This is a genomic window from Sphingobium sp. (assembly GCF_049304695.1).
In the GTDB taxonomy this organism is placed as follows: domain Bacteria; phylum Pseudomonadota; class Alphaproteobacteria; order Sphingomonadales; family Sphingomonadaceae; genus Sphingobium.
The window spans coordinates 57,682-77,748 of the sequence record NZ_JBAQOK010000080.1; the positions used below are offsets into that span (position 1 = coordinate 57,682).

At 58.7% G+C, this 20,067-nt stretch carries 18 protein-coding genes; 4 read left to right on the plus strand and 14 right to left on the minus strand.

Features of this window, described 5'->3' with window-relative positions:
* Positions 1-7 precede the first annotated feature (7 nt).
* From WA070_RS14740 to WA070_RS14795, 12 genes are all read right to left on the minus strand, one after another.
* Complete coding sequence (locus WA070_RS14740; RefSeq protein ID WP_422634679.1) at positions 8-2,131, minus strand: Atxe2 family lasso peptide isopeptidase; 2,124 nt, start codon at positions 2,129-2,131, stop codon at positions 8-10.
* The gene (locus tag WA070_RS14745; protein WP_422634680.1) at positions 2,132-4,759 is read right to left on the minus strand and encodes a TonB-dependent receptor domain-containing protein; all 2,628 of its coding nucleotides are present in this window, start codon (positions 4,757-4,759) and stop codon (positions 2,132-2,134) included.
* 29 nt (positions 4,760-4,788) lie between these two features.
* Entirely contained in the window at positions 4,789-5,898 is a 1,110-nt protein-coding gene (locus tag WA070_RS14750) for a FecR family protein (RefSeq protein WP_422634681.1), read from the minus strand.
* Complete coding sequence (locus WA070_RS14755) at positions 5,895-6,461, minus strand: RNA polymerase sigma factor (protein ID WP_422634682.1); 567 nt, start codon at positions 6,459-6,461, stop codon at positions 5,895-5,897. Before WA070_RS14755 ends, WA070_RS14750 begins: the two co-directional genes overlap by 4 nt.
* Positions 6,462-6,782: 321 nt before the next feature.
* On the minus strand, positions 6,783-7,937 hold the full coding sequence (locus tag WA070_RS14760) for a Fic family protein (protein ID WP_422634683.1): 1,155 nt from the start codon (positions 7,935-7,937) through the stop codon (positions 6,783-6,785).
* 182 nt (positions 7,938-8,119) lie between these two features.
* Positions 8,120-9,049 (minus strand): nucleotidyltransferase domain-containing protein, encoded by a 930-nt coding sequence (locus tag WA070_RS14765; RefSeq protein ID WP_422634684.1) that lies wholly within the window; start codon positions 9,047-9,049, stop codon positions 8,120-8,122.
* A gap of 43 nt (positions 9,050-9,092) precedes the next feature.
* Positions 9,093-9,494: a type II toxin-antitoxin system VapC family toxin gene (locus WA070_RS14770; RefSeq protein ID WP_422634685.1), complete on the minus strand. Its 402-nt coding sequence runs from the start codon at positions 9,492-9,494 to the stop codon at positions 9,093-9,095.
* On the minus strand, positions 9,487-10,104 hold the full coding sequence (locus WA070_RS14775) for an AbrB/MazE/SpoVT family DNA-binding domain-containing protein (protein ID WP_422634686.1): 618 nt from the start codon (positions 10,102-10,104) through the stop codon (positions 9,487-9,489). Before WA070_RS14775 ends, WA070_RS14770 begins: the two co-directional genes overlap by 8 nt.
* A 205-nt stretch (positions 10,105-10,309) precedes the next feature.
* Entirely contained in the window at positions 10,310-10,939 is a 630-nt protein-coding gene (locus WA070_RS14780) for a JAB domain-containing protein (RefSeq protein WP_422634687.1), read from the minus strand.
* Positions 10,882-11,286: a hypothetical protein gene (locus tag WA070_RS14785; protein WP_231736482.1), complete on the minus strand. Its 405-nt coding sequence runs from the start codon at positions 11,284-11,286 to the stop codon at positions 10,882-10,884. The genes WA070_RS14780 and WA070_RS14785 overlap by 58 nt, the downstream gene beginning before the upstream one ends.
* 89 nt (positions 11,287-11,375) lie before the next feature.
* Positions 11,376-11,720 (minus strand): hypothetical protein, encoded by a 345-nt coding sequence (locus WA070_RS14790; protein WP_088184961.1) that lies wholly within the window; start codon positions 11,718-11,720, stop codon positions 11,376-11,378.
* A 61-nt stretch (positions 11,721-11,781) separates the two neighbouring features.
* Entirely contained in the window at positions 11,782-12,333 is a 552-nt protein-coding gene (locus WA070_RS14795; protein ID WP_422634688.1) for a LuxR C-terminal-related transcriptional regulator, read from the minus strand.
* A 371-nt stretch (positions 12,334-12,704) separates the two neighbouring features.
* Between WA070_RS14795 and WA070_RS14800 the strand changes: the two genes are divergently transcribed.
* Both WA070_RS14800 and WA070_RS14805 read left to right on the plus strand, forming a co-directional pair.
* Positions 12,705-13,190: a sigma factor-like helix-turn-helix DNA-binding protein gene (locus WA070_RS14800; RefSeq protein WP_422634689.1), complete on the plus strand. Its 486-nt coding sequence runs from the start codon at positions 12,705-12,707 to the stop codon at positions 13,188-13,190.
* A gap of 31 nt (positions 13,191-13,221) precedes the next feature.
* Positions 13,222-14,097 (plus strand): DUF7146 domain-containing protein, encoded by an 876-nt coding sequence (locus WA070_RS14805; protein WP_422634690.1) that lies wholly within the window; start codon positions 13,222-13,224, stop codon positions 14,095-14,097.
* A 54-nt stretch (positions 14,098-14,151) separates the two neighbouring features.
* Here the strand turns inward: WA070_RS14805 and WA070_RS14810 are convergent, their stop codons facing one another.
* The gene (locus WA070_RS14810) at positions 14,152-14,427 is read right to left on the minus strand and encodes an HU family DNA-binding protein (RefSeq protein WP_422634691.1); all 276 of its coding nucleotides are present in this window, start codon (positions 14,425-14,427) and stop codon (positions 14,152-14,154) included.
* 144 nt (positions 14,428-14,571) lie between these two features.
* Here WA070_RS14810 and WA070_RS14815 point away from each other — a divergent pair, with 144 nt between their 5' ends.
* Positions 14,572-16,593, plus strand: coding sequence for a ParB/RepB/Spo0J family partition protein (locus WA070_RS14815; protein ID WP_422634692.1), 2,022 nt, complete (start codon positions 14,572-14,574; stop codon positions 16,591-16,593).
* A gap of 52 nt (positions 16,594-16,645) precedes the next feature.
* Here WA070_RS14815 and WA070_RS14820 read toward each other — a convergent pair whose 3' ends face one another.
* Entirely contained in the window at positions 16,646-17,311 is a 666-nt protein-coding gene (locus WA070_RS14820; RefSeq protein WP_422634693.1) for a UPF0149 family protein, read from the minus strand.
* Positions 17,312-17,441: 130 nt separating this feature from the next.
* Between WA070_RS14820 and WA070_RS14825 the strand changes: the two genes are divergently transcribed.
* Positions 17,442-20,063, plus strand: coding sequence for a strawberry notch-like NTP hydrolase domain-containing protein (locus WA070_RS14825; protein WP_422634694.1), 2,622 nt, complete (start codon positions 17,442-17,444; stop codon positions 20,061-20,063).
* The last annotated feature ends 4 nt before the right edge of the window (positions 20,064-20,067 follow it).

Below are 20,067 nucleotides of genomic sequence, written 5' to 3' on the forward strand. Positions count from 1 at the left end.
AGTGCGCTTAAAAATCGGACGAGGAGGACCGTGATAGCCATTTGCGTTTCATCGCTATCCAATCAGCCGCTTCTTTACTCACGTCGACGGCCGCTGACTTCGTATCGTTCAGCCACAAGTCGAACCAGGCTAAATTGCGACGATATACCGCTAGCCTATGCGCCGGCTGCCATTTTATGTGATCCTCATTCGGATAAATGAACATATCGCTAGGGATTCCAGCCTGCCTGTTGGCCGTGAACCCCGCAAGCATCGCAAGATATTCGTTGTCTGCGGCCTGATATAATATTGGGAACTTCACGTGCCCTGCTTGATTTAGTAAAGATATATGGCTCCAGAAGTCAGGATCTTTATCGATTAATCGCGGCCACCCGGCCTCGTGATAAGACTGCGCCACTATGGGTCCCAGGAATGCATCTTGAATGGGCTCCCACCCACAGCCGGATACGGAGCCGGCGGAGAACAGCGCGGAATGAATAGCTGCGAATTGCACGGTTGTGCATCCATCGCTCAGACCGGTAATTCCAATCCTTTGCGGATCGATAAGTCCACGGTCGATCAAAGAGCGAGTTGCGACTTCGATGGCAGAAAGGATGTTCCTGCGTCCTGCGAAATCGCGATTGAATACCGAGACCAAGGTTTCAGCATTTGCCTGTTTACCGACGATATCCTCATACGTCAGATTATCGACACTAAGAACGAAATACCCTCTATTGGCAAAAGGCTGAATTGGAAATTCGTCACCGATTCCCCCGCGGAGAAAGCCTTTGGTTCGATATTGAACGATGATCAAAGGATAATGGTTTCCCTCGGAGTATCCGACCGGATAAACCAAATCGCCATAAAATGGGATGCCTGTGCTATTGCGCCAGTTCATCCGTTCGACATGCCCCATGGCCAAGTGTGAAAACTCCGGGTTCGGATCGAAAATCCGTTTTTCCGTCTTGTGATCGAGGTCAAATCTAACGAAATGCCTTGGTTCTCTTGAACGCTCGCGCAGGCAGGCCAAGTCATCGCCTATTGGCTGACATTCGACCAGATAGTCGCTGGTCAGCAGTAGACGCTGGACCTTTCGGCTTCCTGGAAACCACTCGTAGACGGCGGTCAGGCTATTGGCCCAGCCTTCTCGCCGAAAGAACCGAACCTTCCGTCCATCCGGCGCCCACCATAATGGTGCCAACCAGCCTATGCGGCATTCCTCAAGCAAGCATGGGTGACGACGGCCCGCCCGCGTTTCTACAACGATACGAAAATCCTGCGGGAAACCGGAGGCGTCAATCCGTTCGCCGAAGGCGCTGTCGCCCGCTCGATTAATCGTTAAATCTATTAGGCTCTCATTCGGATCGGGCTGCGTGAAGTCGTTGGTCGCCGTCTGGCTGGCCGGCACTTCTATGCCCGTCTTGAGGTCAACCACGACGTAAACACGGTCCGACCCTGGTGTTTGCGGGCGAGCGCCCCGCACTGGAAATGCGCGCTCATCATAGCGCCACCCTGTCAGGGCTTCCCGGTCGATCGCTGCGCTGTTGGCCTTCACCCCAGGGCGAATTACATAATTGATCTTGCGTCCATCGGACGAGATCTGGAAATCATCGACATCCACACTGGCGTGAGTGAACTGCACAACCGTCCCGTTCGCGAGATCGGCCTTCCATATCTGCGTACTTCCATCGATCCGCTTCAGATAGAAAATTGATCGCCCGTCCGGTGACCAGCGCGGTGCGGTCGGCAAGGGCGCCCCAATATGAAAAGACGCCCAGCTATATCGTGCAGGAGAATCAAGGATGAGTTCATGGCTGACATCGATGAGGTCAGGCCGGGCCGGGTGCGCTGCCGACATCACCACAATGCCCACGCAATAACGGTTTTCCGGAGGATTTCCTTGGTGAAGCTGAAACGCGATCTGGCGACCATCAGGTGACAGCGAAAAAAGGGAGCGGGTCCGATCCGGGCGTGGCGCTGGCCCAATATCGCGCAATGCCGCCAACGCTTCTGGCGTAACCGGTCGGTGCGTCTCGTCCATATCCTCATTCGGCAACAAGGAGGCGCAGGATTGTTCGGCCCGTGCCGCAGCTGAGAAAAGAGATGCTCCCAAGACCGCAATTGTGCATGCGGCATGCAGTGCACGGCTCATTTACCAGCTCTTACGCAAGGTGATGCTGGCCGTTCGACCGTAAAGAGAGTGATTTACAGAATCTACCAGAACCTGCGCTGCACGGTTGGCCCTAATTGTTGGGGGCTTGGTGTTGAAGAGATTCTGCATCCCTACTTGCCATTCGACATTGGCAAATATGCCACTGCCGGAATTGCTGCGGATCGTCGCGACGGCGTCGACCGTCGTAAATGAACCCACGGTTACCGTTGGCTCGAACCGATTATCATTTGTTTCGCCGACATAGTTCACCGTAGCGGAAAGGTCGACATTGTCTTTCTGCCAGTTTGCATTAATGCGCGCCCGCCAATGTGGCGGTGTAAAGATTATCCCTGCCTGTTCGACGAGAGGGAGGCCGGGTATAACCTCGCGCGTACTGTTCAAGTAGCTGGCTGAGCCATTGAGCGTTGCCCTGCCATATTGTTGGAAATCGTGCGTATACGCTGCAGAGAAATCCACGCCTTCCAGCTTCTGGACGGATATATTTTGTAGATAATCCTGGACGATCGCTGACACTGACGATGGGTCGAATGCTCCATCTGTGAAATTCTGAAAGACCCCGGTTATGCCGTTAACGGCATCCAGCACTTCGGCGGCTGTTGGGTCCAGTCGTGTATACTGATTGTATGCGGAATCGAAAAGTCTGGTGAATTGCACGATCGGAGACCCGACGCGGTTATAATAACGGGTATTAAAATACGAGACCTCGGCCTTGAATCCTTCCATAGCTTCGGGAGTTAGCGCGACTGACACGCTCCACGTCGTTGCGCGTTCCGGTTTCAGGTCCTTATTGCCTCCGAAAAGATATAGGACGGGGAAGCCATTTGATGGAGTGGGGTCGAACTCCGAGGCCGACAACAACTGCGCGTTGCTAAGCATAGCCGTCTGGTAAAGGTTGGGTGCCTTGAATGATCGCCCCCAACCGCCCTTGAACTCAAGACCACGAATGGGCGAATACACCATACCGATCTTCGGCGTAGCTACTCGATCAATATCATGGTGGTCCTCATAGCGAAGTGCGCCAATCAGATGCAACTGATCGACAAATGGCACAGCATTTCCAGGCGATATCAGCGGCAAGAATAGCTCGCCATAGGCAAAGCCGACCTTGCGATTCTCGGATACAGCCTCGGTTGTGCTTTCTACCCCTGCGGCAATGCGACGCGAGTCCACCGCCAAATTGTTTGAGCGAAAACCCAATCCAACGGCCAGCCTTGCTTCGCCCCCGGGCAAAGCAAACAAAGCACCCTCTGCTCCCAATTCGATCGATTTCAGTTCGTTGCTATAATTCGGTAACGCGCGAACAATTTCAGTTCTGGCAGAGAAAATTCGCGTCACCACGCCGGTATCGCTTCTGCTATAGGTTCCGGAGAGGCGGATGTCCCATCCAAACGGCAGATGGGCCTTCAACGCTGGCGAAACTGACCAGCCGTCAGCTGTCGAATTGACGACGCTGCCCTGTGCCGCGCAACTTGTAGCTACGACACCAATCAGGCAGCGCGATGTGGAGCGACGCATGTAGTGGGCATCGATTTCGAAGCCGATCGACTCCGTGATCGACTGATGGGCGGCCATGACCAAACTGATCTGATCCTGCGAGGGTATCAGCGTCGTATCGGGTGCCACGTTGCTGGTGTAGGATCGCTGCCGCGCGGAAATTTCTGTTGAATCCTGATAGTCAGCCGCGATCATGAACCCGCCGGAGCGCCATGAAGAGCCGCCTACAATATTATATTGCTGGGTGGCAGCGCCGCCATCCGTTGCGGTGCCGAACCTCGCGGATGTTTCTACCCCGTCTACACTGCGCCTTAAAACTACGTTGGCGACACCTGCCACAGCATCAGAGCCATAAAGCGCAGAGGCGCCATCTGCGACAACGTCAAGCCGTTCAATAGCGGCAAGAGGGATGGCGGAGATGTCGATTCCCTGACTAATTGCGTCGAATGCGACACGGTGACCATTGATCAAGGTCAAGGATGCATCGGGTCCAAGGCCACGCAGATTCAGCGCGGATGAACCGGATACATTCGTGAAACCGCCTTGCCCGCCAGCTGCGATTGTCGGGTTCTGTCCGCCAGCGAAATTCTGCGGAAGGTCGCGTACTACCTGTCCGAGATCCATATGACCCAGTTGTTGGGCGTCATTCCGCGTGATTATGGTGACGGGTGAGGTCGAAGGTGCCCCGCGAATTCGTGACCCGGTGACGACAATATTCTCACCCGAGGTCACGGCTTCATCTGATGCCGCTGAAAATCGCTGCCGAATGAGGATGGTCCCATCGCGTTCCACCGCTGTCAATCGGGTGCCTCTAAGTACCGTCTCGACCGCTTCAAGCGCAGTATAGGTCCCGTTGAGCGGTGGAGCTTGCCACCCCTTCACCGCCTCGGGGCGAAAGATGACTTCACGGCGGCTAGAACGCCCGATGGCGCGTAACGCGCCGTCGAGGTCCTGCCGTCCGAGATTCCATTCACGCTTTTGTTCTGGTGCAGCTAACGCTGGTGTTGCCATGCCCATTAGCGCAGGCGCGAACATCGAACCGACTGCCCACCGTCCGTACTCTTTCATCGTTACCCCCAACTTCATTCCGGCCTCGTTCGAGACCGGTTCCATTGTGAGCAACGACGAGCAAAGAGAGCTGATTATGATGGCGGGCGGCAATTTCCTTTCGGAAGGGCAGGGCACCGCCGGGCCAAGGCAATCGAGTTAGGTCCACTAATGACTGCCAGCCTCAGCACGTCCCCCAGATTGCGTGCCAGTCGCGCGCTGTCCGTGATACGGAAATTTCCCGAGACCCGAACATCATCTATATCGGGTGTTGCTCCCACCAGGGGAATGTCAGCATAGCGATTGGCCTCCACGAACAGGTCTCCGAGGCGAACATTCCTATATTCCTTCAATCCGGCAGGCCATTCACTGTCATTGGCCTGTGCCTTGACGACCTCGAGGGCAAGGGGTGCAGGAGCATCGCGTAGTTCGACCTGCTGGCCTGGAGATAGTCGAACCGTCGGCAGTGCACGCTCCCTTGCGGGGCCGTCTGCCGTGACGTCAACGGCACCCCTCATTAGTCGCACGACAATACGATTGTTCGGAAGGAGATTGACGTCAAAAACCGTTCCATGTGCTGTCACTGTTCCGCGGCCGGCATGAACCGCAAACGGCCGCCGCTCATGGGCGACGGTGAAACGGGCGCGCCCGCGCAGCAAGCGAAGATTTCTGCGCCGGGCGTCAAAATCCACCAGTACCAGGCTGTTCGTATCGAGTGCGACGACAGAACCGTCATCAAGACGAAACGATCGGATTTCGCCGGTGGCTGTAGCAATCTTCAGCTGCGCAGGATCATCGGACGTGCCAGGTGCCGAACCAATGGCAAGCGAGGGGTGTTTAATCTCATCACCCGGCGAACCTGCAGCCCATTGCGCAACAAGGGCAACGGCGCCGATCATAGCCAGTATAAGCAGCGCGCGTCTTTTCGTCTTGGTTCGTGGCTGGCTCTGCCGGAAATCGTCGGCAGGCGCGGCATCGGAAGTGAGGGCATCATCTTCTGAAGGGTGCTTCAAACGCTTTCCGATGCTGTAGGCTTCGGCAATCCGGTTGTAGGCGGCGCGGTGAAGCGCGCCGCGCGCCAGCCATGCTTCGAACTCTTTGCGTCTGATTTCTGCTTCCTCCGGGTTACGCATGATAGCGAACCAGTCGGCTGCCTCTTCCCTGAGTTGTCCATGCCGACGCGGCGGATCTGTGTCTTCCATCATTCCTGTTCCAGAGCTGCGTCGATATGGGCCAGCGCGCGGGCGACATGATATTGCACAGTCGGGATTGAAATTCCCATGCTTTCCGCGATCTCCCGGTATGTCAGTTCATCCACCCGATGAGCCAGGAATATCTCTCGCGTCCGGTGGGGTAGCTCCTCAAGGGCGCGCCTGTAAATCCGCATCACGTCTTCGGCCTCGATGCGTGCGGCCTGATCCGGCGCGACTGCCACTTCGAAATCTTCGCTAATCGGCACATGAAACGCCAGGAGCCGGGTCTCGAGGCGCTTATATCGATCCAGCAGAAGATTTCGGGCGATACGTTGGAGATACGCTGCCGGCCGTGGAAGTCTTGTCCTGGCCATGCAACCGACCAGGCGGACAAAAGATTCCTGTACGAGATCGCCCGCGTCATCCCGCGAGCGTAGGCGACTCTGGAAATATCGCTGCAACCGCGGCGCTTCGATTTCGTAGATATGTCGCACGTCGGCGATCTCCGAACTCGCATTTTCCTGAGCGACATCGTCTCTCAGGCCTTCTGGCGGATTGAAATTTTCAGACGACATGGAATCACGGTTCCTCACGACGTGGCAGCGCCGTCCTCGCTAGTGCAAGGGAGAAGCGATGTGAGGTGAGCCGAGTTGTCGTCTAACGAAGCAACCGGCGCTCGACCCGTATGTCGAGCTTCGAGATACCTGACAGGAAAATCCTGCGGGCGGCTGCCAGATTCCAACCCGCATTGGTACTATGCCGTGAGAGGAGGACTCAATCAAGCTCCCGGTATTTTTGTCTTATCAGTACGTTCCATCTCTACCTCGGATGTTCGGCACAGCGCGAGAAAATACCTTGCTTCACCAGCGAGATCCAGTCCAACGCGGACATGAAAGTTATCCTGCACCACCGGTCGGCTCCGGAACGAGTGAATAGCTCGTACTGCGACCACCGGCGGAGTCTTTCGCGAGGATACCGCGTCGGAGCAGATCGTTGATGTCGCGCAAGGCCGTGTCCGACGAGGCTTTCGTAATAGTTGCCCATTTGGCATTGGTGAGCTTGCCTTCAAAGCCGTCCAGCAGCCGGTTGATGACCTTGCTTTGACGGTCGTTCAGCGGCTGCCCCTGAACTGCTTCCCAGAACCGGGCTTTGCGCATCACATTGGCGAGAATGAACTCAGCACCATGAAAAGCCCGGTCGAGGCATTCAATGAACCACAACAGCCAGGGCGTGATGTCCAGACTGCCCTTTTGTGTCGCTTCCAGCATGTCGTAATAAACTTTACGTTCAATGCGGATCTGCGCGGACATGCTGTAGAAGCGTTGCGGGGTTCCCTCCGCACGTGCAAGAGCAAGATCAGCGATGGCGCGTGCGATGCGCCCGTTGCCGTCATCAAAAGGATGGATGGTGACAAACCACAGATGCGCAATCCCGGCTTTCAGAACGGGATCAGGCGTAGCTGTTTCGAACCAGTCGAGAAAGCGCGTCATTTCCGCGTCCAGACGCGCCGATATCGGCGCCTCATAGTGAATGCGCTCGCGGCCGATAGGGCCCGAGACCACCTGCATTGCGCCACCTTCGGCGGTGCGCCATGATCCGACGGTGATGCGGCTCATGCCGCTGCGCCCCGTTGGGAACAGTGCCGCGTGCCAGTTGAACAGCCGTTCCGCATTCAGCGACTGCGTATAGTTTTGAGTAGCATCGAGCATCATTTCCACGACGCCTTCAACGCTTCGATCAGTCTCGACCAGGCCGGCGATGTCCATGCCGAGGCGGCGGGCAATGGATGAACGCACCTGTTGCCTGTCCAGCACCTCACCTTCGATTTCGCTCGATTTCAGGACATCTTCGGTCAAGGTTTGCAACACGGCTTCTTCGCGCAGCGGGAAACCGAGCGCTTCCATGTGGCCGATCAACCGCCCCTGCCGGTGTCGCACAGCGGCAAGCGGTTGGGCAAGCTGACCTGCGCTCCAGCTCAAGTTTGGCCAGTCCGGAAGCTCATGGATATATGGCATAATCACCGCACCTCTTGCGGTGATTATTAGGGGCATTCGCCGCAAAATGCAAGGATTTCACGGTAGGACGGGCGATGGATCAGGCCGCCAATCTCGGCGTCCTCCAAGCGACAGGAATAAAGGTGGCCTGTCAGTTAATAAACTGCAAAGTCCATGTATACTAAATAAGGTGCTGGCATTTTCGTTCGTCCGAGCCGCAATTAATAGCGACGATGCTTTCAAGTTTTCTGACTTTTTGCGTCGAATTTCAACTTTGCAATATGTTCGGAACAAACCTTATGTACAAGCTCTCCAAGCACCTGAATCCGCCCCCGGATCCAGTGTAGCTCTTCAGCCGAAATGTCGAAATGCTTCGAATGCTGGCCTTTGCGATAGGCATCCTTGAGCTTCTGATACATCGCACGCTCAGCATGTGTTCCCCGGGGCCATGCTTCAAACAGCGTCGAGCTTAAACCTTCCGCCATCCCACGAAGGAAAAGGATGTTGGGGTTGCGAGGGGCGTAAAACGTCAGCGTCAACAGAACGCTTTTATATAGGCTTTCTGTAGTCTGATGCAGAAGGAATGCCGAATTGCTGTTGTATCCTTTCGCTTGATAAAACTCGGCTCCTTCAAACCATCGCATCGCTGCCGGAAATTTATCTTCGAAATATTCCTTTGCTGCGAGATAAGCCTGCTCCGGCGTTTTAGGCTTCGGTTCTGCGAGGAGCCGATCATCCGACTGGTAAAGAATAACGCCATCCCTAGCGACCTCCATGAAGAATACCCGTCCATGGGAAAGGCCATCATTCACCTGTTGTAAGGAATGGACGATAAAATTGACCGGCGCGCGGATGATCTTCTCGGCTTGATGGGCGTCGAAAAGGCGCTGCTCCGTCGCCTCCCAGTAACGCGCACGATCCGTCAATTCCTTCTGGTTCACGATGACCAGGATATCATAGTCCGATGCGAACTGGTTCGCGTCAAAAGGCGCATCGACCCAATCACCTCTGGCGTAGGAGCCGAACAGGATGACCTTGAGAATCCGGCCGGACTTGCGCCGGCCCGTCGCCTCTTGCGTTGCCTCGCGGAACCCCTGAAACAGCATTTCCACGACGCGGTCGAGCTCGCGCTGTTTGGCGCTCGGAAGATGATTGAGGTCGGTACGCATCAGTTCAGTCTCTTATCCCGCTTTCCACCATCCGGCATGCCGGTCATCGCACCAGTTCGACCACCACATCGACATCCAGCGCTTCCCATGCCCGGTCGGCGCTTACAGCGGTAGCGTTTCGGCACAGCGCCAACGCCAGGCAAGACCGGTCCCCAAGAGACAGGCCGATGTCTCGTGTTTCCGGGCGCAGCTTTCCGCCAACGTCAGCCTGATCACGATCGGCGGGCACAACGTCGATATCGAGTTCGGCCAGCATCATCTGCGCTTCAGCGGCATCTACGCCGTGATCGATGAGCTTTGCTAACACCTCATGGTAGTTTACCACCGACACCAGAGCACCGGTCAATCGCATTTCCACTTGGTCTGCGCCCGGTTCGCCAAACAGCAGGCACAGTAGGGCTGAGGCATCAAGAACGAAAACGGCCTTTGTATCGACATCAGTCACGTACCGCCTCGGCCCGTCGCTCAGCGATCAACTCCTCGGACACAAGTCCCTCCTTGGGCGCAAAGGCGCGCAAACGCTCCTGTATTCGTCGAAGCGCGGAGCGGGCGGGTCGAATACGCACTTCGTTGCCATTAACCTCGAAAAGAACGGTGTCACCATTCTGCAAGCCAAGCGAACGGCGAATATCGGCGGGAAGGGCAATCCGCCCTCCCGCAATAACCTTGCCGCGCAAGATAGTCATGTCACTCACATCCTGAATGGTACCAATATGCTGATCGTACCTCATCTCCACGATCGCCATCAAGCTGCCAGATTTTCCAGACGCGCTGATTTCCGCACTCAGGCTGAGGCATTGCCCGATCAACAAATCGATTGCGCCTTCCAGAGCCTGCTTCGTCGGATGCGAGAGCCTGAGATCGTTGCATCGGCCGTCCATGGAATCGTCCTCGCGCACAACGGCGCCCCATTGCTCCAGGCGGGCGGAACGACGATGCGCGGTCGATGATGCATGTTCAGGCGAAAAGCAGGCAGGGTATATTCTTTCGCCGTCGATCCCCGCGATATAAATTTCGAGCAGATATGCCAGATAAGGGTTCGACGACAGCTTCATCCCCAATGTCCTGTCGAGGATAGCCGCCATCTTCAGAAAGGCCCGACACGCCGTCACCCGGCACGCCGACGGCCAAGCGTCTTCGCCTCGGTTACCCATCGAAGTCATCGATGCAGGGAGCACGAACCGCCTCTGCGGCCGTGCTCCAGGTGCCAGCGGGACCCGTGGCTCATCCAAGCGATACCAGGAAGGTGGTTCGCGCCGATCATAGATAACCCGCTTTCCGAAAACTCGTCGTACCATTGCGGGCCACGACCAGATGATCATGGACGACGACGTCGAGACATTTCGCCGCTTTTGCGATCCTTTCCGTCAAATCCCGATCTGACCTTGATGGCCTCGGGCAGCCGGATGGATGATTGTGGACCAGCAAAATCGCCGTCGCTTCGAGATCGAGGCAGCGCTTGAGGATTTCGCGCGGCCATGGGTGCACGGCCGAGACTGTTCCCACGCCCAGCACCTCGTCCGCAATCAACTCATTGTTTGCGTTGAGGAACAAGACCCGTAGCTGCTCGATCGGTTCATAGGCCATACGGCCGCGCAGATAATCCAGCACATGCTCATCGCTGGACAATATGGGCCGCTGCATGAGTTGCCCCCTGAGCATCTGGGTCATCGCCCGCCTGAAGCAGCGGAAGGTTTGTTCGATCTCGAGCGAATCCTCCAATAATTCGATCCGCTCTGCCGAACGCGCCGATACTGCGTCGCCGAGTGAACCAAAGCGTGCGAAGAGACGCTCAGAGAATTCTTGGGCGCGCGCGGGAGAGGTAAGGCTGATCAGCTCTTCCAGGGCGCGTCGGCACCCAGGCGCTTCAGTCGCCTCCGGTGCCGCCATGTCGCGATCACGAGTGCCAGTTGAGCGAACCAGCCCCATAACGCCAGACCGTGCATATAGGCTCGGGGAACAACTTCGGGCGCAATCGCGAGCGCAACATGGACGACAACTTCCGCGCCCAGTATCGCTGCGATCCAGATCGGCCAAAAACGGGTGCTTTGAATTGAAAGCCATAGGAAAATGCCCAGTATCGATATGTCGATCACGAGAATGCCGGCTTCGACATTCTGAAAGCGGGTACCGAGCGGGGAAGCGACAAGAACCGTCAGGCTTGCGCCTAGTAAAAGGGTGACCGCACCGATCTTTTCGGGTTGGTCACCCCTTCGGAAGGCAAAGGCGCTGCTCAACAGCAGAAATGCCAGGAACAGGACTTGTCTCGTCATGGGCTGAGGGAACAATAAATGTAACGGTTCGTCAATTTCCCTCGGCACATGCCTCACACCGCACGAAGATGTTGTCCCTCAGGCCGGTGTTCCGCCGATGCCACCTTGAGTAGGTCGCCATAGCTGGTCTCCGGTAACCCGATCGCATCACTCGCCTGCTTGAGATTGGCATGGGTCGTGACGATCTTTTCGCGCGTCTCGGCAACGAGCAACATCGCCGAAGCCGAGCTTTGAATAGCATTCTGGCCGATCATGGCCGAGAGGCGAGCATCCAGCCGTGCAAGTGGTAGCGCCGCATTTAGTTCGGCAATACGGGCAGCTGCGATATCGATGGCCTCTTCGGCGGCGAACAGCCGTTCGGCTACATGTTTGGCGATGGATTGGCGTTGAGCGCGCATGGTTTCTCCTTCCCGCTCCGCTCGGAGCAGGTCACGTAGATGGATTTTCTGGATTGCTGCTCTATTTCTTCACGAGGCCGTTGAGCGCCAACAGCAAGGAAAACCCGGCGCCTACGGCAAAGAGCATCAATGTGGTGAGGATCGCGAAAACGATCAGTATGTAAGGTCCACTCAGCTCATTACGTTGCCTCCCGGCTACGCGGTACGGTACAATATCGAGCAAGGAAAAGCGTGGGTCGCGAACGCCATAGGGCTTTTGTTCATTCGCGAAAAAATCCTCCGCTTCTCCTTGCATCGCCTGGTCGTCCGCCTGGGTTTCGGTGGGACCAGTTGGCATGGGATTCGGGTTATCGGGAATAACCATTGATTGGGGGGGTATATTTTGCCCCCCCTTGCGGGCTTCCCATGCCACGAAAAGTTGTGCCGCTTTCCACTTCGACACATTGCCCAGCTGCCTGCGGATTTCCAGGATGTGATTGTTGACCGTGTTGGGTGAGATACCCAAAGCACGTCCGATCTCTTTCGAGGAGCTGCCTTTAGCGGCCTCTCGCAGGCAATCGCCCTTTCGAGGGCTCAGCCGCTCGAATATCTCCGAATAGTCGTCCTCGTTCAAGGGCGGTTCCCCCTTCGCCGATTTACGGCGATCGCAAGCTGCGTCCTCTCCCTCCTCTTCAATCAATCTGCTGGCAGCCTCCGAGCGCCTCCATTCTGTTTCAAGTAAAAACCTTTCTAAAACATAGCTGCGCGGCGTCCCGTTTGACAGGATATTTCGCAAGCAATCGAGCAATGGCTCCGACGGTCCTCGCGGCGTCCAACGGATGGATATCGGTTCCATCGCCCGAGCCGCAAAGGGTTGACGAACGCGGGCGCTCGAGAATCCCCTTATGGTGCGACGACGACGAAGAGCACGATGCCCGGACCACATGGCCTTGGAAAGGAGAGGGGTGGGACGGGGCAGGGAGTCTCCGGCAGGAATGAACCACCATGCACGATTTCAAGATAGTTTGGCTACTTCAATATCTTAAAGCCTTTCTGTTCGGCCGGACTTGGTCCTGGTCTCGCGGCAAAGCCGCGCCGTTTCTTCGTCGTCTTACGGCCGTTGCCGATCGACTGGGCGATGCCCGCCATCCAGCAATTGCAGTCGCCAGGGCCAGGCTGGAAGGTGCGCCCGTGCTGCGCATCGACGCCGGCGAAACCCGTGTCGAGCAGACCCCTCATGGCGTGTGGGTCAGGGGATGGATTTGGGTTGAGCAGCACGCCTTGGACTCCAGCGATGCGAAGCAAGAGGCGAAGTTGCGCACCGCCCTTGCGGAGCTGCCGCAACAAAGACGCGTCATCTATCTCGCCCATTGCGTCGAGGGACTCACCTATCCGGCAATAGCCGCCAGACTCGATCTCGATGTCGCTGAGGTCCAGCGCGAGTTGGCGGCGGCGCTTCTGGCACTGTCGCTGGCTCTCGATGAGACATGAAAAAAAGGGCTCAGCGGCTGAGCGTGCGACGATGGAAGGTCTCCAACTCGAGTTCCAGGGCGCAAACCTGTGCCGCCAGCTGGGAGGAACATGGCGGAAGGACCGCGGCCTGTGTCTGTGTCCGGCTCATGATGACCATAATCCCAGCCTGTCGATCCGTGTGGGCAACGAGGCATTGTTGTTCAAGTGCTTTGCGGGTTGCGACACCATCGACGTCCTGCGGGCGATCCGGCGCCTGCACCTTGCGCTTCCCGAGCGGCCGATCTCGGCTTCGCCACGCAAATTGTACATCGACTGGCCCAGGCCCGGGCCTGGCCTGCGGGTTTGGGAGGCATCCACACCTATTACGGGCACCCCCGTGCAAGTTTACCTTGCCAGCCGTTTCCTCTCACCGCCCTGGCACGATCTGCGCTACAATGCGCGTACGCCGCTGGGACGTGGCCATGCAGTCGTATTCCGTCCGGCGATGATTGCAGCGATCCGCGAAAGGCGTCGGATCGTTGCGATCCATCGAACCTTTCTCGATCCGACGGCAGGCTTAAAAGCGGGTGATCTGGCGGATCCGCGGTTGATGCTTGGACGGCCGGGTCGCGGCGCCGTGCAACTTGCTGCCGCGACCACTGTTCTTGGCCTCGCCGAAGGGGTCGAAACGGCGCTCGCCGCGATGCGCCTTCACCGCATTCCCGTCTGGGCGACACTCGGAGCCGAACGCGCCGCGCATGTCCTGCTGCCTAGTGGGCTGGAACGTCTCGTTCTGCTGTTCGACCGGGATGCGGCCGGATCGAAAGCCAATCGCCGCGCCCATCTCGCCTATAATCGACCAGGCCTTGAGATCATCAGCCCGTGGCCCCCGGCGCCCTGTAATGACTGGGCAGACGTGCTGGAAGCGCGGGAACGCGCTGCCTGATCGCCATGCAAGAGGACGCTGCCCTGCCGGCGACAGCATGGGCAGCGCTTCCCGTCAGCCGTTCAAACGATCCTTCACTGCCTTGGCAGGCGTGAAAGCCAACTTCTTCGAGGCTTTGATGCTGATGGTTTCCCCCGTAGCCGGATTTCGGCCCTCGCGCGCCGGCGTGTCCTTGACCTTGAACTTGCCGAAGCCGTTCAGCGAAATCTCATCCCCTTTGCCTGCTGCATCGGCGATGGCCTCGAATACCGCATCGACGAGCTTGCGCGCGTCGGCCTTCGTCAGTCCGTGCGCAGCCGTAAGCGTTTCGGCGAGTTCGGAATTGTTCATAAACTTCCTCCTTAAAATTACGAAGTCAAGGTTGATAGCGTTGTGCCAGCCTCTCGTCACGAGCCAAAACGGTAAGGAAAAGGGAAGGAGGAGGAGCGAGGTACGCGGTTCGATGCCCGGGCCGCTTCTGTGGAGCTTTGACGAATGACCACAACACCCATCCTTGTGCCCGCAAGCAACCTCGCCAAGTCGCCGGTCAATGTCCGCAAGCGGACCGATGCGCGCGCCGATGCCGAACTGGAAACCAGCATCGCCAGTCACGGCCTGATCCAGAACTTGGTCGCCGTACCGGTGGCGCGCAAGAAAGGCCATTATCGGGTTACGGCCGGCGGCCGCCGCCTCGACGCCATCCACCGGCTGATCGAGAAGGGAACGCTGCCGGCCGATCATCAGGTTCCGGTTCTCATCCTGTCCAACGCCAAAGATGGTCGTGAAATCAGCCTGGTCGAAAACTACGATCGCCTGGCCATGTCCCCCGCTGAAGATTGCATGGCGTTCCGCGACCTGATCGAAGTCGAGGGCCGCACCCATGCCGACATCGCCCGTCGCTTCGGTATCGAAGAGCGGTTCGTGCTGGGGCGGCTCCGGCTCGCCAATCTCGCCGATCCCATCTTTGCAGCGCTCGAAGCCGATGAGATTACACTCGATGTCGCCAAGGCCTATGCGACGACAGCCGATACAGGTCGCCAGGCAGCGGTCTGGGAGGCCGTGCGAGGAACCTATTCACGCGATAACATCAACGAGATCCGGCGGCTGCTCAAAAATTACAGCTATCGCGCGGACGACCCCAAGGCGCTGCTGGTTGGGCGCGATGCCTATATCGCCGCGGGCGGCCGCGTCGAGGACGCCGACCTCTTCTCCACCGCGGCCGATGAACGCTGGGTCGACACCCATATCCTCGATGAACTGGCGGACAGGAAACTGCTCGCCGAAGCCGAGGCTATCAGGACACGCGAAGGGCTGGGCGAGGTACGCGTCGTCGCTGGTCCCCGCATTCCCTATATGGAGACTTACGCCCTGCAACCTCTGACCGGCGCGGCGGAGCCGCTGACCCCCGAGCAGGAGGCCCGCAAGCTGGAGATCGAAGCGCAGATCGCCGAAATCGAAGGCGATCCGGAGCAGGAGGGCCAAGAACCCGATGGCGAGGACGAGCAGCGACTGCGTGCCGAGTTGACGACTATCGTTGACAGCGCCCCCCTGTACGACGCCGAGCAGAAAGCGTCCGCACTGGCCTATGTCGTGCTCGCACCCGATGGCCGCCCGCAGATCCATCACCAGCTTTACGTTGCGCCTGCCGATGAAACGGTGGGCGAGGCTATGGCGGACGGCGGCGAGGGTGACACCGAAACGAAGGTGCAGGAGGGTGCGGTCACTGATGATACGCGACCGATGATCAGCCAGCGGCTCTACGACATGATGGCGATGATGAAGACCCAGTTGCTCGCGCTCCATGTCGCGAGCGATCCGGGTTTCGCGCTCGATCTCGGCACGTTCATCATGGCCGACGAGCAGTATCGGATGGCAAGTTCCGGCATGCCGAGTGACCTGCACGCCTTGATCCCGTCGCCGCCCATTGCCGACTTCAAGCCGGAGACGGCTGCCGCAGCCGAATGGACCAGGCTGGATGAGACGCTCAATCGCAGCTGGGTTGGCCATAGCACCATCGAGGAACGATATGACGCATTTTGCGCGCTCCCGGATGATGCAAGGGGGGCCTGGTTGGGCTGGGTGATCGCCCGCACGCTTTGCGCTGTTCCTGCCGGCGGCGAGGGCGCGAGCTTTCTCGATCATCTGGGCCACAAGCTCGGTATCGATGTCGCCGCCTGGTGGCGGCCCACCGCGCTCACCTTCTTCGACAAGCTGACAAAGCCCGGCATTCTCGCGCTGTTCGAGGAGATCGGCGGCGATGAACTGCGCCTGCGCTATTCCGGCTCGAAGAAGCATGATCTCGCCGCATCCGCCGAACGGCTCTTCGGCGGGCACGTCATCATGGAACCGGACGTTCAGCAACGCGCGCTTGCATGGCTTCCTGATGCGATGCGTTTCGATGCTGCGCCGCGCGATGTCGAACAGGACTTGCCGGATGTGACTGGAGCCCAGGAGCAGATCTATACGCCCGCCGACTCCGGAGGCGACGGGGAAGACGGATTCGCTAAGGCGGCCTGACCGCCCGCGGGGCCGGAGCCTGTCGTTTCGGCCCCGATCACAGCACCCCGTTTCAGTTCAGGCCGCAGCATTTCTTATATTTGCGTCCAGATCCGCAAGGGCAGGGATCATTGCGGCCAATCTTCTGGCGCCCGATCATTGCACGCCGGTTCGGATCATTTTCTAGCCGCCATTGGTGCAGCATGTCCACCCAGACGGGGATGAGGTCGGGCGCTTCCGCGTCCCACCGATCCTCTTGCACGCGCGTGAGTTGCGTCGAGCCGTCGGCAAAAGCACGCAGCATCCGGAGGCCTTCGATCGCCGCCCTGCATCCGGGATCATCATCCGCCAATATGCGCTGCCAGCCGTCAGGATTGATATCCATCGCCTGTCCGAAGCCCTCGACCCACATTTCCCACAGGGTCTCGTCGGACCGCGTGTCGATTTCCAACACCGGTTCATAATCGCCCGGTCGAGCCAACGATGTCAGGATCGCGTGATAGTGGTGCATCACCAGATCTATGAAGTGCTGCAACCCGCCCGCGTCGTCGAACCGGGGAATACCCTCGCCGTCGTCGCCGGCCCAGATAAGTTTCAGCCATTGCCCGGGACTGATCAACTCGGGGCTGACGATGATCCCGGCCAGGAATCCATCCAATTGGGTCAACAGCATGCAATCGTCGCCCTGGTCGAGCAGCAGGCGATCGAGTTCATCGAGATAGTCGAGCGAGGAAGCCATGGCTTCTTCTAGCGCCCGGGCGCGACGCCGTCACCGGCTAGCGAACGCGTTGTTCCGGGATGCCCACGCCATGCTGGATGGGGAGAGGGGGAAGGGACGTACGCGTTTTTCATAGTCCATCGAGGTGCCCATGAATCTCTTCCAGTTTGCCCCCTCGCCACAAGCTGACATACCGTCCCGGTTGCACGACGTGGCGAAATCGATCGCCCAGCGCTTGCGCGGTGGTGGTTCGATCACCCGGCAGGCTATCAAAAAGCTCATGATCGAAGCGTTCGGCGCCGACGATGCCGAAGGCGCCTGGTCGATGCGGGACGCCTATGACGCCCTGGAAGCTGCGCAGGTCATGCTGCTGGCTGACGCCGAATGCGCGCTGCTCCAGAGCGACTTGGCGCCGGACATTTGCGCCAGGCTGCGCACGTTCGAACGCGGCCTACCGACCCAGACCTACCGCTCCGAACGCCAGGTCGATCTCCAGCAATTCAGCACGCCGGTAACGCTTGCCTGGTTGGCCGGCCTCGCCGCGCAGGCACGGCCCGAAGACATCGTGCTCGAACCGTCCGCCGGGATCGGGATGATCGCGGTTCACGCAAGGCGCATCGGCGCAAGGTTGCTTCTGAACGAATTCGATTCCAGACGCGCCGACCTACTCGCGCGCCTCTTCGATCAGCCCGTCACGCGCCATGATGGGGAGCATATCGATGACCTTTTGTCGGCCATGCCGCGACCGACCTTGGTCCTGATCAATCCGCCTTTCAGCCGAAGCGTGGGGCGCGGCGTCGATCGCCACGCAGGGACCCGTCACCTGCGCGCTGCGCTGGCCAGGCTTGCACCCGGTGGACGCTGCGTCGCGATCATGCCGCCGAGTTTCGCGGCCGACGGGACGGCGGCGCTTGGCTATACGATGGTGTCCGAACTGACGCCGCCGCGCGTCGAGATCACCATAGGCGGCAATCCCTATGCCAAGCATGGGACGGGCATCGATGTGCGCCTGCTTGTCTTCGACAAGGGGTGGACGGGAGATCCGGAGCGGCATGTCGCCGATACGATCGATGCGGCGCTGGCGATCGTGCTGGCCATCCCTGAGCGTCTTGATCTCGCCGATCCGTCGCCGCCGACCACGCCGGTCGCGCTGCCGCGTCACATATCCTCACCACGCCCATCGGCGAACAGCATTTTCGCGCGAACTACGTCGCACCAGTTGGCGCCACCTGACCGCGTCGCTGCGCAGGGCGACATGGCACAGCCGCTCGATTACCATATTCTCGAGGTGCCGCTTCCGCCGGGCGCCCCGGTCGGCCTCTATTCCCCCTGGCGCCTGGCGCGGATCGTGATCGAGGGGGCAACGCCGCATCCCGATGATCTGGTCGAATCCATCGCCATGGCCTCGATCGCGCCGCCGGCACCGACCCACCGTCCCATGCTTCAGCAGCGCGCGGTGGCGGCCCTGTCCGATGCCCAGCTTGAAACCGTCATTCTGGCGGGCGATGCTTTTTCGCGCGACCTGCCCGGACGTTTCCTCCCCAACGGTGCAGGTGACCGCCTCGAAGAGAATCCCGCAGGGCACATCTACCGGACCGGCTTCTTCATCGGCGACGGCACCGGCGTGGGCAAGGGCCGTGAAGTCGCAGCCTGCATCCGCGATCGCTGGAATCAGGGACATCGCAAGGCAATATGGGTTAGCCGCGGTACAGCTTTGTTAGAAGATGCGAGACGAGACCACGCCGCGCTGGGCGGCCTCCCGATAGACATTCAGCCGATCAACAGTTTTCCGCCCGGCAGCCCGATCACCATGACAAGCGGAATCCTGTTCCTGACCTATGCGTCACTGCGCTCTGCGCGTCATGATCGGCAATCGCGGCTGCAACAGATCATCGCCTGGGCGGGCGATGATTTCGAAGGCGTGCTGGTATTCGACGAATCCCACGAGATGGGCAATGCCGCCGGCACTGAAAGCGAATTCGGCATGGCGCGTGGGTCAGAGCAGGGGCTTGCCGGTGTTCGCCTTCAGAACGCCCTCCCACGTGCCTGCATACTCTATGTGTCCGCGACCGGCGCGACAAAGCCTGAAAATCTGAGCTATGCTTCCCGCCTCGGCCTTTGGGGACCGGGAACCGCTTTCGCCGATCGCGATATCTTCCTGTCCTCCATGGAAGAAGGTGGCGTAGCGGCGCTGGAGATCGTGGCCCGTGACCTCAAGGCCATGGGGCTCTACACCGCACGGGCGCTCAGCTTTGCAGGCGTCGAATATGCACCACTGGTCCACAAGCTCACGCCCGAACAGATCGCGATCTACGACACATTCGCCGACGCCTGGGCCATCGTGCATCGCCATCTCGACGCGGTGCTCAAGGCGACCAATATCGTAGATCGCGTGTCGGGCGCCACGCTCAATTCCCGCGCCAAGGGATCGGCGTTGAGCCGGTTCGAAAGTTCAAAACAGCGTTTCTGGCTTGCCCTTTTGGTGGCCATGAAAATGCCCAGCTTGCTGCCTGAGATCGAGCAGGAAATCGCGCGGGGCCATGTTGCGGTGATCCAGCTGGTCACGACGGCGGAAGCCATTCTCGAGCGGCGACTTGCCGAACTGTCGCCCGAGGAACGTGCCAACCTCTCGCTGGAGGTTTCTCCGCTCGAGACCTTGTTATCTGGATCTCCAGATAAGACGAATTCTTTGCAGTCGAGATTTATGTCGAGCGGTTCGCGCGCAGGCGCGGATTTACGGGATGAAGACATCGGTTTTACTCCAGATAATTAAGGTG